The sequence below is a fragment of the Streptomyces pratensis genome (assembly GCF_016804005.1).
Lineage (GTDB): Bacteria > Actinomycetota > Actinomycetes > Streptomycetales > Streptomycetaceae > Streptomyces > Streptomyces pratensis_A.
The window spans coordinates 438506-451683 of the sequence record NZ_CP051486.1; the positions used below are offsets into that span (position 1 = coordinate 438506).

Annotated in this window: 8 protein-coding genes and 1 pseudogene; 5 read left to right on the plus strand and 4 right to left on the minus strand. The window is 71.1% G+C overall.

Features of this window, described 5'->3' with window-relative positions:
- Positions 1-191: 191 nt before the first annotated feature.
- Together groL and HED23_RS02135 are read left to right on the plus strand one after the other, a co-directional pair.
- Positions 192-1814 (plus strand): chaperonin GroEL, encoded by a 1623-nt coding sequence (gene groL, locus HED23_RS02130; protein WP_014154853.1) that lies wholly within the window; start codon positions 192-194, stop codon positions 1812-1814.
- A 460-nt stretch (positions 1815-2274) separates the two neighbouring features.
- A complete protein-coding gene (locus tag HED23_RS02135) occupies positions 2275-5055 on the plus strand; it encodes a glycosyl hydrolase (RefSeq protein WP_203181744.1) in 2781 nt (926 codons plus the stop codon).
- Between the two features lie 78 nt (positions 5056-5133).
- On the opposite strand, the gene HED23_RS02140 is transcribed toward HED23_RS02135, so the two are convergent.
- Positions 5134-6174, minus strand: a complete 1041-nt coding sequence (locus HED23_RS02140; protein ID WP_203181745.1) for a LacI family DNA-binding transcriptional regulator — start codon at positions 6172-6174, stop codon at positions 5134-5136.
- A 356-nt stretch (positions 6175-6530) separates the two neighbouring features.
- On the opposite strand from HED23_RS02140, the gene HED23_RS02145 reads away from it, so the two are divergent.
- A complete protein-coding gene (locus HED23_RS02145) occupies positions 6531-9122 on the plus strand; it encodes a glycoside hydrolase family 9 protein (RefSeq protein ID WP_203181746.1) in 2592 nt (863 codons plus the stop codon).
- 93 nt (positions 9123-9215) lie between these two features.
- Here HED23_RS02145 and HED23_RS02150 read toward each other — a convergent pair whose 3' ends face one another.
- Complete coding sequence (locus HED23_RS02150; RefSeq protein WP_238441813.1) at positions 9216-10058, minus strand: hypothetical protein; 843 nt, start codon at positions 10056-10058, stop codon at positions 9216-9218.
- A 442-nt stretch (positions 10059-10500) separates the two neighbouring features.
- Between HED23_RS02150 and HED23_RS02155 the strand changes: the two genes are divergently transcribed.
- Entirely contained in the window at positions 10501-11070 is a 570-nt protein-coding gene (locus tag HED23_RS02155) for a hypothetical protein (protein ID WP_203181748.1), read from the plus strand.
- 143 nt (positions 11071-11213) lie between these two features.
- Here the strand turns inward: HED23_RS02155 and HED23_RS02160 are convergent.
- Both HED23_RS02160 and HED23_RS02165 read right to left on the minus strand, forming a co-directional pair.
- Positions 11214-11354: pseudogene (locus tag HED23_RS02160) on the minus strand (RNA polymerase subunit sigma-24); the annotation flags it as partial.
- Positions 11355-11491: 137 nt separating this feature from the next.
- Complete coding sequence (locus tag HED23_RS02165) at positions 11492-12130, minus strand: TetR/AcrR family transcriptional regulator (RefSeq protein WP_203181749.1); 639 nt, start codon at positions 12128-12130, stop codon at positions 11492-11494.
- 59 nt (positions 12131-12189) lie between these two features.
- Between HED23_RS02165 and HED23_RS02170 the strand changes: the two genes are divergently transcribed.
- Positions 12190-13143 carry an NAD(P)-dependent alcohol dehydrogenase gene (locus HED23_RS02170; RefSeq protein ID WP_203181750.1) on the plus strand — a complete coding sequence of 318 codons (954 nt, stop codon included), beginning with the start codon at positions 12190-12192 and terminating at the stop codon, positions 13141-13143.
- The last annotated feature ends 35 nt before the right edge of the window (positions 13144-13178 follow it).

Genomic DNA, 13178 nt, shown 5'->3' on the forward strand with positions numbered 1-13178 from the left:
GCTTGCACTCGCAGGGGTCGAGTGCTAATCATTGGCGTTAGCACTCTCCAGGTGAGAGTGACAGAAACTTGGACCGGGCCGGTGAGGCCCGCAGGCTTGGCGGGGCAAGGAACCGCCGAGCAAGCAGGCCGTCCGTCGCGGGCGCCACTCGGTCCGGAGAAATCCACCCCTGTCCGGGAGGACCACTTCACATGGCCAAGATCATCGCGTTCGACGAGGAGGCACGGCGCGGTCTCGAGCGCGGGATGAACCAGCTCGCCGACGCCGTCAAGGTCACCCTCGGCCCCAAGGGCCGTAACGTCGTCCTCGAGAAGAAGTGGGGCGCGCCCACGATCACCAACGATGGTGTTTCCATCGCCAAGGAGATCGAGCTCGAGGACCCGTACGAGAAGATCGGTGCGGAGCTGGTCAAGGAGGTCGCCAAGAAGACGGACGACGTCGCCGGCGACGGTACGACCACCGCCACCGTTCTCGCCCAGGCGCTCGTCCGCGAGGGCCTGCGCAACGTCGCCGCGGGTGCCAACCCGATGGCTCTGAAGCGTGGCATCGAGAAGGCCGTCGAGGCCGTCTCCGCCGCTCTGCTGGAGCAGGCGAAGGACGTGGAGACCAAGGAGCAGATCGCTTCGACGGCCTCCATCTCCGCTGCCGACACCGAGATCGGCGCCAAGATCGCCGAGGCGATGGACAAGGTCGGCAAGGAAGGCGTCATCACCGTCGAGGAGTCCCAGACCTTCGGTCTGGAGCTCGAGCTCACCGAGGGTATGCGCTTCGACAAGGGCTACATCTCGGCGTACTTCGCCACCGACATGGAGCGTATGGAGACGTCGTTCGACGACCCGTACATCCTGATCGTCAACTCCAAGATCAGCAACGTGAAGGACCTCCTTCCGCTGCTCGAGAAGGTCATGCAGTCGGGCAAGCCCCTGCTGATCATCGCGGAGGACGTCGAGGGCGAGGCTCTGTCGACGCTGGTCGTCAACAAGATCCGTGGCACCTTCAAGTCCGTCGCCGTCAAGGCTCCGGGCTTCGGTGACCGCCGCAAGGCCATGCTCGGCGACATCGCCATCCTCACCGGTGGCACCGTCATCTCCGAGGAGGTCGGTCTCAAGCTGGAGAACGCCGGCCTGGACCTGCTCGGCAGCGCCCGCAAGGTCGTCATCACCAAGGACGAGACCACGATCGTCGACGGAGCGGGTGACAGCGACCAGGTCCAGGGCCGCGTCAACCAGATCCGTGCCGAGATCGAGAACTCCGACTCGGACTACGACCGCGAGAAGCTCCAGGAGCGCCTCGCGAAGCTGGCCGGCGGCGTGGCCGTCATCAAGGCCGGCGCCGCCACCGAGGTGGAGCTCAAGGAGCGCAAGCACCGCATCGAGGACGCGGTGCGCAACGCCAAGGCCGCCGTCGAGGAGGGCATCGTCGCCGGTGGTGGCGTGGCTCTGCTCCAGGCCTCGGCCGTCTTCGAGAAGCTCGACCTGACGGGCGACGAGGCCACGGGCGCCAACGCCGTGAAGCTCGCGCTGGAGGCCCCGCTCAAGCAGATCGCCGTCAACGGTGGTCTCGAGGGTGGAGTCGTCGTCGAGAAGGTGCGCAACCTGCCGATCGGTCACGGCCTCAACGCCGCGACCGGTGAGTACGTCGACATGATCGCCGAGGGCATTCTCGACCCGGCGAAGGTCACGCGCTCCGCTCTGCAGAACGCCGCGTCCATCGCCGCGCTCTTCCTGACCACCGAGGCCGTCATCGCCGACAAGCCGGAGAAGGCCTCTGCGGCTGCTCCGGGCGGCATGCCGGGCGGTGACATGGACTTCTGATCCTCGGATCGGAAGCTCCACGCAGCTCCTGCTGCACCCGCAGTACCTGTACGACGCCGGCCCCCGGGATTCGTCCCGGGGGCCGGCGTCGTTCCGGTGGCACGGCGTCAGGGCGCCGCCGGTCCCAGGTCCGGCCCGCGCTCGGCGGTCCGAGCTCGGGGGCCGAAGAGGCTTCCGTCCGCCCGGCTTCCGGCCGGCGCGACGCTCCCACACCGTCGGGTCCGGGTGGAGGCCATCGGGAGGGGAGTCCGGGCATACCCGTTCCGTGCTCTCACAACCTGCGCCCGGAGCCCGTTCCAGGGCTTCTTTCTCGTCAAGACTCGAACGCATGGCGACCATGCGTTACGCCCAACTGCTGTCTGTGTCAGCTCTATTGACCCAGGGTTTCAAAAGTTTTACGTTCCTTGGCACCTGAGAGCGCTCTCAAGAGCTCTCCGCCCCCCATGACGAGGTGCTGCCCATGCAAGCCTCCTTCTCCAGACCAGCAGCGGCGACGGTCCTGGCCATCGCCCTGGCCGCTGTGGGCCTGGGTCCTGCCGCGTCCCCGGCGGCAGCCGCCACCATCCCCGCGGGTTCCGGCAGCTATACCGACAGCCGCCCCGCCGGTACCTCCGGTCCCACCACCAACACCGGCGCGCCGGTCACGCCCAAGCTCACGGCGGCGGCCAAGGACAAGCCGGTCCCGACGAACGACTGGTGGTCCTCCCTCGCCTACCAGCGCTACGGAGACAACCCGTACTCCACCCCGATGTACGGGCACCCGCTGACCTACCAGGCGACCTCCGGCGGACTGGAGGTCGGCTACCCGACCACGCCCGCGGTCGTCGGGGAGGGCCGCCAGTACGAGTACGCGCACAAGGCGGACCTCACCGTAGGCCTCAACGGTCTGAACTCCCCTGACACCAAGGCCGACGACTGGTCCGACTGGACGGTCACCCCCTACTGGTCGGACGGCACCCGCACCCTGCGTACGACCATCGGGCACGGCATGCCCTTCGTGTACGCCAAGGGCTCCGGTGGTGACGCCCGCATCACCACCGCCGGCAGCCCCACCGTCTTCGCGGACAACGGCAACGTCCTCGGCATCACGGTCGCCGGCCACCACTACGCCCTCTTCGCCCCGACCGGCAGCGACTGGGCCGTGTCCGGTTCGACGATCACCGCCGGTCTCGGCGGCAAGGACTACTTCTCGCTCGCCGTGCTGCCGTCCACGGACGCGCTGGCGACCTACCGCAAGTACGCCTTCAGCTTCGTCACCGGATCCAAGGTGGCCTGGGAGTCCGCCGGCGGCACGGTCAAGGCGACCTACAGCCTGACCACGGAGGCCAAGGAGGGCACCGAACGCGGCACGATCCAGGCGCTGTACCGCCACCAGTGGCTGCACACCACCGACGCGCTCACGCCGTACACGTACGTCTCACCGCGCGGCACCATGAAGGTGCGGGAGTCCGCTTCCTTCACCACCAGCCAGAAGAACCAGGGCGTGCTGCCCGCCCTGCCCGCGTCCGGCGGGGTCGACAAGGCGCGGCTGACGGGCTATCTGAACGAGGTGGCGAACGCCTCCGACCCGTTCTCCGGGGCCAGTGACACCTACTGGACCGGCAAGGCGCTCGGCCGCCTCGCCCAGCTGGTGCCCGTGGCCGACCAGATAGGGCAGACCGGCATCCGGGACAAGCTGCTCGGGCTGATGAAGGGCCGCCTCCAGGAGTGGTTCACGGCGGGTGGCGCGGCGGAGTTCAGCTACGACAAGAACTGGAAGACGCTCACCGGCTACCCGGCCTCGTACGGCAGCGACACCGAGCTGAACGACCACCACTTCCACTACAGCTACTACGTCTACGCGGCGGCGATCGTCGCGCAGTACGACCAGGCGTGGGCCGCGGACTCCGCCTGGGGCACCATGGTCAAGACCCTGGTGCGGGACGCCGCCAACCCCAGCCGCACGGATGCCGCGTACCCGTTCCTGCGGGGCTTCGACGTGTACGCGGGCCACAGCTGGGCCTCCGGCCACCAGGGCTTCGCGGCGGGCAACAACCAGGAGTCCTCGTCGGAGTCGATCAACCTCAGTGCGGGGCTCGTCCTGTGGGGCGCGGCGACGGGTGACACCGGGCTGCGCGACCTCGGCAGCTACCTGCTGACCACCGAGTCGGAGGCGATCACGCAGTACTGGTTCGACGCCGACCAGCAGGTCTTCCCGGGCTCCTTCGGGCACGACACGGTCGGCATGGTGTGGGGCAGCGGCGGTGCGTACTCCACCTGGTGGACCGCGAACCCGGAGGAGATCCACGGCATCAACGTCCTCCCCGTCACCGGTGGTTCGCTGCACCTGGCGCGCGAGAAGGCCGCCATCAAGCGGAACATCGCCGAGATGGAGCGGGAGAACGGCGGTCCGGCCGTCGAGTGGCGGGACCTCCTGTGGGAGTTCGAGTCGCTGGCCGATCCGGCGGCGGCCAAGGCCAAGTGGGACGCGGGCAACGCGGGCTACACCCCGGAGCAGGGTGAGTCCAAGGCGCACACGTACCACTGGATCACCACGCTCGACGGCGTGGGCGCGCCCGACCTGACCGTCAGCGGGGACATCCCGACGTCGGCGGTCTTCACCAAGAACGGCGTCCGCACGTACAGCGCCCACAACCACGGTTCCACCGCCCGCACCGTCACCTTCTCGGACGGCGCGAAGCTCTCGGTACCGGCCCGTTCCGCGGCCACCGGCACGGGTACCGGCGGCGGGGAACCCGACCCCGAGGAGCCCGGCCCGTCCACCGGCAACACCTTCCGGCTGAAGTCCGGCGGCACCCTCACGACCGCCACGGACGGTGCGGCGGGAGCCGACACGCTGGCCTCGGCCGACGGCGTCAACCGGGACGGCACGCCGTACAGGGCGACCGTCTACGAGATCAAGAAGGTCGACGGAACACTCGCGGCGGGTGCGTCCACCGCCTTCCGCCTGCGGGTCGACGCGGGTACGAAGGTGGGTCTCGCCCCGCAGGTCAGGGTCAGTTACGACCTCACCGGCGACGGAACCTTCGACCGGGCCGAGACCTTCCGCTACTTCGCGACCGACCCGGTCGCGGGCTGGGAGGAGTACACCCAGGCCGTGGGTACCGGGTCGGTGACCGGAAGCCTGGGCAACCTCAAGGGCGGCACGGTCCGCCTGGAGATCTGGAACGCGCTGGGCAACGGCACGTCCCAGGTGCAGACCGGCACCGACGCGGCGGTCGTGAAGATCCCGTTCAGCTAGGAGCCAGGGGTCTTCCGTCCGGATCGAGCTCGGTGTGATCCGGACGGGAGGCCCGGGTGGGCGGCGGGTCCCGGTCTCTCAGGCCGAGGCCCGCCGCACGAGCGTGGTCGGGGTGATCACGGAGCCGGGGCTGTCGGCCCCCGTGCGGGCCCTGTCCAGACCGCGCAGCAGCAGCCGGGCCATCAGCTGCCCCTGGCCCTCGATGTCCTGCCGGACGGTGGTCAGGGGCGGATCGGCGGTCTCGGCCACCGAGTCCATGTCGTCGAACCCGACCATGGCGACCTGCCCGGGCACCGCGATCCCGCGCTCGCGCAGCACTCGCAGGGCGCCCGAGGCCATCAGGTCGCTGGCCGCGAACACCGCGTCCAGGTCGGGCCGCCGCTCCAGCAGTTCCTCCATCGCCCGCGCCCCGCTCTCCACGGTGAACGCGCCCTCGGCGACGAGCGTCGGATCCGTCTCCAGCAGGATGTCCCGGTAGCCGTCGAGCCGGTCCACGGCCGAGGTCTGGTCGGGCGGCCCCCCGATGTACGCGATCCGTTCCCGCCCGAGGTCCCGCAGATACCGCACGGCCGCCCGCGCCCCGCCCCGGTTGTCGGCGTCCACGTAGTGCACGGCCCGGTCGCCGGGGCCCGCCGTCCAGCTCGGCCGGCCTCCGTAGACCGTCGGTACCCCGGCCCGCCGGGTGATCGCGGGAAGCGGGTCGTCGGTGTGCAGGGAGAAGGCGAGGGCCCCGTCGACATGGCCGCCGGACAGGTAGCGCGCGATCCGGTCGAAGTCCCCGGGCCCCTCCACGATCAGCAGCACCAACTGGGTGTCGTGGGCGGCCAGCTCCTTGCTGATGCCCCGGAGCTGCCGGGAGAAGAACGGGTCGGAGAAGATCCGGATCTCCGGCTCGGCGATGACCACGGCCACCGCCCCGGTCCGCCGGGTCACCAGCGTCCGGGCGGCGTGATTGGGGACGTACCGGAGCTCCTCGACCGCCTTGAGGACCTTGTCCACCAGCGGCTTGCGGACCCCGTCACCCCCGTTGACCACCCGGGACGCCGTGGCGCGGGACACGCCCGCCAGCGCCGCGACAGCTTCCAGGGTGGGCCGGGACCCGGGGTGCTGCTCAGGCAAGGCGGGCGCTCCTCGTCACGGGGCGGCGGCGCGGGCGGAGACAGGCACCGCCTGGTCGCCCACAGCGTAATGCCGGGGTCCGTAGGGCTGAGAGCGCTCCCGGGCCGATGTCCGCAGGAGCGTGCCGGTGCCGGGCGGCGTTCCGTCCGACAACCCCCTGATTCTCTGTCATGACCCTGGTGGATCGCGCGATCCACCTCCACAATGCGGATGGGAGCGCTCCCATCCGGCTCCCGTGTTCCGGAGCGCCCGCTCCCCACCGCTTCTGTCGACGAAAGGCCTTCCCGGTGAATGCCTCACCACCCTCCGCACGGCCCGCGCGCGTCCGCCCCCGGCACGGGCGGCGCGCGTTCGGGATGTCAGCCGCCGTCTTACTGTTCGCGGCGGCGCTGGCCGCACCCGGCACCGCCCTGGCCGAGGACGCCGAACCCGGCCCCGAGCAGATCACCAACGGTGACTTCGCCGCCGGCACCGCCCCGTGGTGGTGGACGGCGAACGCGCCGGCGGCCGTGTCGGACGGCCGGCTGTGCGCCGAGGTGCCCGCCGGTACGGCCAACGCCTGGGACGTCATCGTGGGCCAGAACGACGTCGCGATCGCGGCGGGCGAGAGCTACGAGCTGTCCTACACGGCCAGTTCGACCCTGCCCCTGACCGTCCAGACCAGGGTGCAGGAGCCGGCCGAGCCGTACACGACGGTGCTCGCCACCGCGGACCCGGTGGGTACGGAGGCCACCCAGGTGACCCGTACGTTCACGGCCTCGGTGGACCAGCCGGCCGCGTCGCTGCAGCTGCAGATCGGCGGCGGTGAGCGGGCGACGACCTTCTGCCTGGACGACGTGTCGCTGCGGGGCGGCGCCGAACCGCCCGTGTACGTACCGGACACCGGGTCTCCCGTGCGGGTCAACCAGGTCGGCTACCTGCCCCGTGGGCCCAAGAGCGGGACCGTGGTCACCGATGCCGAGGCGCCGCTGACATGGACGGTGAAGGCCGGGGACGGCTCGACGGCCGCCACCGGTGAGACCGTTCCGCAGGGCGAGGACCCCAGTTCGCTCCAGCGGGTCCACACCTTCGACTTCGGCGGTCTCACCGAGGCGGGTGACGGCTACACCGTGGAGGTCGACGGCGAGGTGAGCGAGCCGTTCTCGATCCGTGGTGACCTGTACGACGGGCTGCGCTCGGACGCGCTGGCGTACTTCTACCACAACCGCAGCGGCACCCCGATCGAGGCGGACCTGGTGGGTGAGGAGTACGCGCGCCCGGCCGGTCACATCGGTGTCGCGCCCAACAAGGGCGATACGGACGTCCCCTGCCAGCCGGGCGTGTGCGACTACCGGCTGGACGTGTCGGGCGGCTGGTACGACGCGGGCGACCACGGCAAGTACGTCGTCAACGGCGGCATCTCGGTGGCCCAGCTGATGTCCACCTACGAGCGCACCCTGACCGCCCCGGACGCGGAGTCGGCACAGCTCGGCGACGGTGAGCTGCGGGTGCCCGAGCGCGACAACGGGGTGCCCGACATCCTGGACGAGGCGCGCTGGGAGATGGACTTCCTGATCAAGATGCAGGTCCCGGCCGGTGAGCCGCTGGCGGGGATGGCCCATCACAAGATGCACGACGCCCAGTGGACCGGGCTGCCGATGAAGCCCCATCTCGATCCCCAGCAGCGCGAACTGCACCCGCCGTCGACGGCGGCCACGCTGAACCTCGCGGCTTCGGCCGCCCAGTGCGCACGGCTCTACGCCCCCTTCGACAAGGCCTTCTCGGACCGCTGCCTGCGGGCCGCCGAGACCGCGTGGAGCGCGGCGAAGCAGCACCCGGACGTGCTCGCCGACCCGAACGACGGCACCGGAGGCGGCGCGTACAGCGACAACGACGTCTCGGACGAGTTCTACTGGGCCGCCGCGGAGCTGTTCACCACGACGGGCAAGGACACCTACCGCCAGGCGGTGCTCTCCTCCGGCCTGCACGGTGACGCGGACGCCGTGTTCCCGGCGGGCGGCGGCATCTCCTGGGGCTCGACCGCCGGACTCGGGGCGCTCACCCTGGCCACCGTGCCCAACGCCCTGACCGCCGAGCAGCTGACCGGGGTGCGCGCCGTGGTGACCACGGGCGCCGACCGCTACGCCGCGCAGTCCCGTGAGCAGGCGTACGGGCTGCCGTACGCGCCGAGCGGCGAGGACTACGTCTGGGGTTCCAACAGCCAGGTGCTCAACAACATGGTGGTCCTGGCCACGGCCCACGACCTGACCGGTGAGACCGCCTACCAGGACGCCGTGCTGCGGGGCGCCGACTACCTGCTCGGCCGCAACCCCCTCAACCAGTCGTACGTCACCGGCTACGGCGAGCGGGACTCCCGGAACCAGCACCACCGCTTCTGGGCGCACCAGAACGACGCCACCCTGCCGCACCCGGCGCCCGGTTCGATCGCGGGCGGGCCCAACCTCACCGCGATCGCCTCGGGAGACCCGGTGGCCGCGGAGAAGCTGAGCGGCTGCGCCCCCGCCATGTGCTACATCGACGACATCGGCTCGTGGGCGACCAACGAGATCACCATCAACTGGAACGCGCCGCTGGCCTTCATCGCCTCCTACCTGGACGACGCGGGCGAGGGCGGGCAGGCCGCACCGGCCCGCACGTGCGAGGTCACGTACTCCTCGCACCCGTGGAACAGCGGCTCGACGGTGACGGTCCGCGTGGAGAACACCGGCTCGGAGCCGGTCTCCCCGTGGTCGCTGACCTGGCTGCTGCCCGGCGAGCAGCGACTGAGTCACACCTGGAGCGCGCAGTTCGACCAGCACGGCCGCACGGTCAGCGCCAGGCCGCTGTCGTGGAACCGGACCCTGGCACCGGGTGCTGCGGTCGACTTCGGCTTCAACACCTCGGCCGCGGCTCCGGCACCGGACCCGGGATCCTTCAAGCTGAACGGCCGGGCCTGCGCGGCGGGCTGATTCAGGCGTACGCGTCCTGAGCGGGCCCGGGGCGGCAGTCCTTCGCGGGGTGCCGTGCCCGGGTCCGAGCCGTACGCGGCTCCGAGGTGTGCCTCAGCGCCTGTTCCGTACGCCCCGGGCGTGTCCGGTCCGCTCCGGCCGGGGGACGAGTCCTGCCCGGACCGCGGCCACCCGCTCGCGTACGCCCTGGGTGGGCACGGCTCCGGGCGGGCAGGCGGGCGCGTTCACCGCCTCGCCCCTGCACGGTCCGCAGAGCCCGCCGCGCAGGGCCTCGGGACTGCCCGGCGCACGGCATTCGCCGCATTCCAGGCTGAGCAGTGCCGTCCGCCGTTCCGGAGCCGGCCGGTGCGGGGGCAGCTTGTCGGTCAGCCGCCTGCGGATCAGCGAGGCCGCGTGATGGACCGGTACGGGAAGCCCGTCGGTCAGTGCGCGCAGCAGCTCCGCCTCCGTGGCGCCACGCTCGAACCACTCGCCGACCTGCGGCTCCAGGCTCGCGCATTCCGCCGCCGACAGGCTCAGCGCGGGCGCGGTGCGCCCCAGGGCGGCGAGCAGGACGAAGGCCCGGGACCGGGTGGGCTGTCGGCGCGTCTCCTGCGGGACGTCGCCCCGGACGAAGGCGGCCCACCAGTCGTCGTCGCGCGCGGTCCGGGAGAAGAACGTCCGGGTCACCCAGAGCATGACCTCGTCGGTGGCGAGGCACTCGCTGCCCCGGCGCAGGTGTCCGGCCGCCTGGAGCCTGTTGAGCGCGGTCCGCAGGGCGCACTGCCCGTACGGGAGCCACTTGGCCAGCGTCTTCACGGAGATGTCGGAGCCGTCCGGCAGCCGGTCGATGTACGCGGCCACGGCGGCCTCACGGGGCGGCAGGTGCGAGAAGTCGCGCTCACCGCGCGGGCGCTGGTCCGGGGCGGAACGCTTGCCGTAACCGGGGTTCGCCATGGGGTGCGGGAGCACGTGGGGGGAGGAGGGGGCGGCACTAAGCTGGTCGACAGCCATCAGATCGCTTTCCTTCACTAGTCGATCTCGTTGGTCAGACCCCTGTCCGGTGTTCCCGCACCGACGGGGGTCGTCTTGTGTCCGCACGCTAGAGCGTCGCGACGGTCCGTCGCAAGTCGGTCACAAACGGTCAACTGGGCAGGTGGGGAGGGTGGGTGGGTGGGAAGAGGCCCGCCAACCATTCCCTGGAAAGAGCGCTCGGAGTCCGTGGCTTGAGCCCCGGGGTCAACGCGGGCGGCCCGCGTCCCCGATCGGATGGTGTCCCCCGCGAGGCCGGGCGTGGCGCGGTGCGAGATCGCCAGGATGGCCGGTGACGGCGCCCTGACCAGCAGGTCCGGAGGCAGGGGCACCCGCATGCCGTCGACCGACCCTCACAGGAGTGACCGTGGCGAACGAGCTGAAGTACGGCGACAAGATCCACCTGCAGAACGGCTACAACAGCTGGGCGGGCGGCTACCTGGACAGCAACGGCCACAGCAGCGACTCCGGCGGCAAGTACGCCGTCTCGACCGCCGATTCCCCCACGCGCGGGGAGGGGACCGGCACCTGGGAGGTCCTTTCGCCGACCGGTAAGGCCGCCGGTACCCCGGTCGTCAGCGGCGACGTGATCCAGCTGCGCAACCTCTACGGCGGGGACGGCGGTTACCTCGACACCAACGGCCACGCCTCGGCGGACCAGCGCAACGCGGGTGCCAAGTACAACGTCTCCACGTCGAAGGACCAGGACCGCGCACCCGGCACCGGCCGCTGGCGCATCACCGCGCGCAGGTCCACGCCCGCCGACGGGAACATCCGCCCCGGTGACGTCATCCACCTGTGGAACCTCTACGCCGACAACGGCGGCTTCCTGGAGACCAACGGCGGCGGCCCGTCGGGCGGCAAGTACGACGTCTGCACCAACGCCTACTCCAACCGCGCGCAGGACGTGGCCGACTGGAAGGTCCAGCGCCCGTAACAGGCAGGGAACCTCGCGTCACGGGGTCTGCCGCACCGCTCGCGAGCCCCGTGCGTCACCGCGTGCCGGGGCCCGTCCTGCGGCGGATCGTCCGGCGGGCCCGGGTCGTTCACCCTTCGGGCCGGTGGCCGGTCCGCCGGTGCTCAGCGCGTCCGGATCGAGTGCCGCCCGTCCTTGTCGACAGCCCGCAGTTTGTCGGGGTTGGCGACGTTGTGGATGGCGGAGATCCGCCCATCGGCGTCGAAGTCGAAGGTGACCGTGGCCATCACGCGGTCCGGCCCGCTGGTTCGTCTTGCGTGCGCTCATCGCTTCCGCCTTCTCTCGCTTCTTGACGACGCCCACGGGACGCAAGCTCCCCGTCGATCTGTGACACGGGAAAATGTGGCCTGCGCCACGTGGCGGAGGCGGCGCGTGGGGTCGCCTACGCGGGGATCCGGTCGAGTCCCAGAGGCGCGGGAGGCGGCAGCGGGGCCGTCGCCCCGGCGCGGAAGGACTGGAGGAGGTAGGCGACCAGGCGCCTGGACGCGGCGGGGGCGTCGTCGCCCGCCCCTGCGGTGGCACCGCAGTTGGCCAGCATCACCAGCGTGATGTCGTGGACGTCGAAGTCCGGCCGCAGCCGGCCGCTGTCCTTGGCCCGCCGGATCAGCAGGGCCAGGCTTTCCTCGGCGCGGGCGCGCTCCTCGGCGTATTCGGCGTGCTCGGGGAACTGGGACAGGAACGCCTCGGTGAAGCCCCGCTCCGTCGCCTGCATCATGCAGACGTTCTCGACGACCGAGCAGAAGCCGCGCCACGGGTCCGGATCCGCCAGCCCTTCGTCGAGGACCGCGACACAGTGGGCGAGTTGTTCGGCGAACGCCTCGGACACCAGCGCGGCACGCGTCGGGAACCGCCGGTAGAGCGTGGCGACCCCGACCTTCGCCCGCCGGGCGATCGCCGCCATGGGCACGTCGATCCCGTGGAGCGCGTATGCCTCGCGAGCGGCGGTGAGGATGCGCTCGCGGTTCTCCCGGGCGTCCGCGCGCAGGGTCTCCGGGGGCTTCTGAGAAGGCTGAGCAGGCATGTTTCTCACTTCGGTCCAAATGGAGGGTGTCATCCACTTACCCGTTTAGCGTGGGACGTATGGACGATATGCGCGCAGCGCTCTACGACCGGTACGGGCCCCCCGAGGTGCTGTACGAGGGCCGGGTCCCCGTGCCGGAGCTCCAGCGGGGCGAGGTGCTGGTCCGCGTCCACGCGGCGAGCGTCAACGGCGGTGAGCTGTACGGCCGGGCCGGACGCGTCCGCCTCGTGACGGGCCGCCGCTTCCCCCTGCGTACGGGGATGGACTTCGCGGGCGAGATCGCCCGGGTGGACGGCGCGGTGAAGGGGCTGCACGAGGGCGACCGGGTGTGGGGACTCCTGGGCCGCAGATTCGGCAGTGCCGCCGAGTACGTCGCGGTCCGGCCGGGCCGGCTCTCCTACGCCCCCGAGAACATCTCCCTCGTCGAGGCCGCGTCGCTGCCCGCCGGGACGACCGCCGTCACCGCGCTGGAGACCGAGGCTCGGCTGAAGCCGGGGGAGCGGCTGCTGGTGCGGGGCGGCGCGGGCGGCGTGGGCAGCGTCGCCGTCCAGCTCGGCAAGGCCTTCGGAGCGCACGTGACCGCGCTGGCCGGCGGGAGGAACCTCGACTTCGTACGGGAACTGGGGGCCGACGAGGCCTACAGCTACACGACGACGGGGCCTGAGGACCTGCGGCCCTTCGACGTCGTCCTGGACACCGTCGGCACCGAACACCGGGCCTTCCGGAAGCTGCTGGCTCCCGGCGGACGCATGGTCTCCATCGCCTTCGACATCGACCGCCCGGCCGCGAGCCTCTCCTATCTGCTGGCCTCCTCGGTCCACGGTTCCCGCCGGGTCCGCTTCTTCAGCGGCAATCCGAAGCACGACCTCTTCGCCAAGCTGGCCGCCTACGTGGAGAGCGGCGCGATCCGCCCCGTGGTGGACACCGTCCACCCGCTCTCCGGGATCGCCGCCGCACACCGGGCGCTGGAGGCGGGCGGCGTACGCGGGAAGCACGTGATCCAGGTGGTCTGAGACGACCCGCGTCCCGCATCCGGGTCGGTGTCACG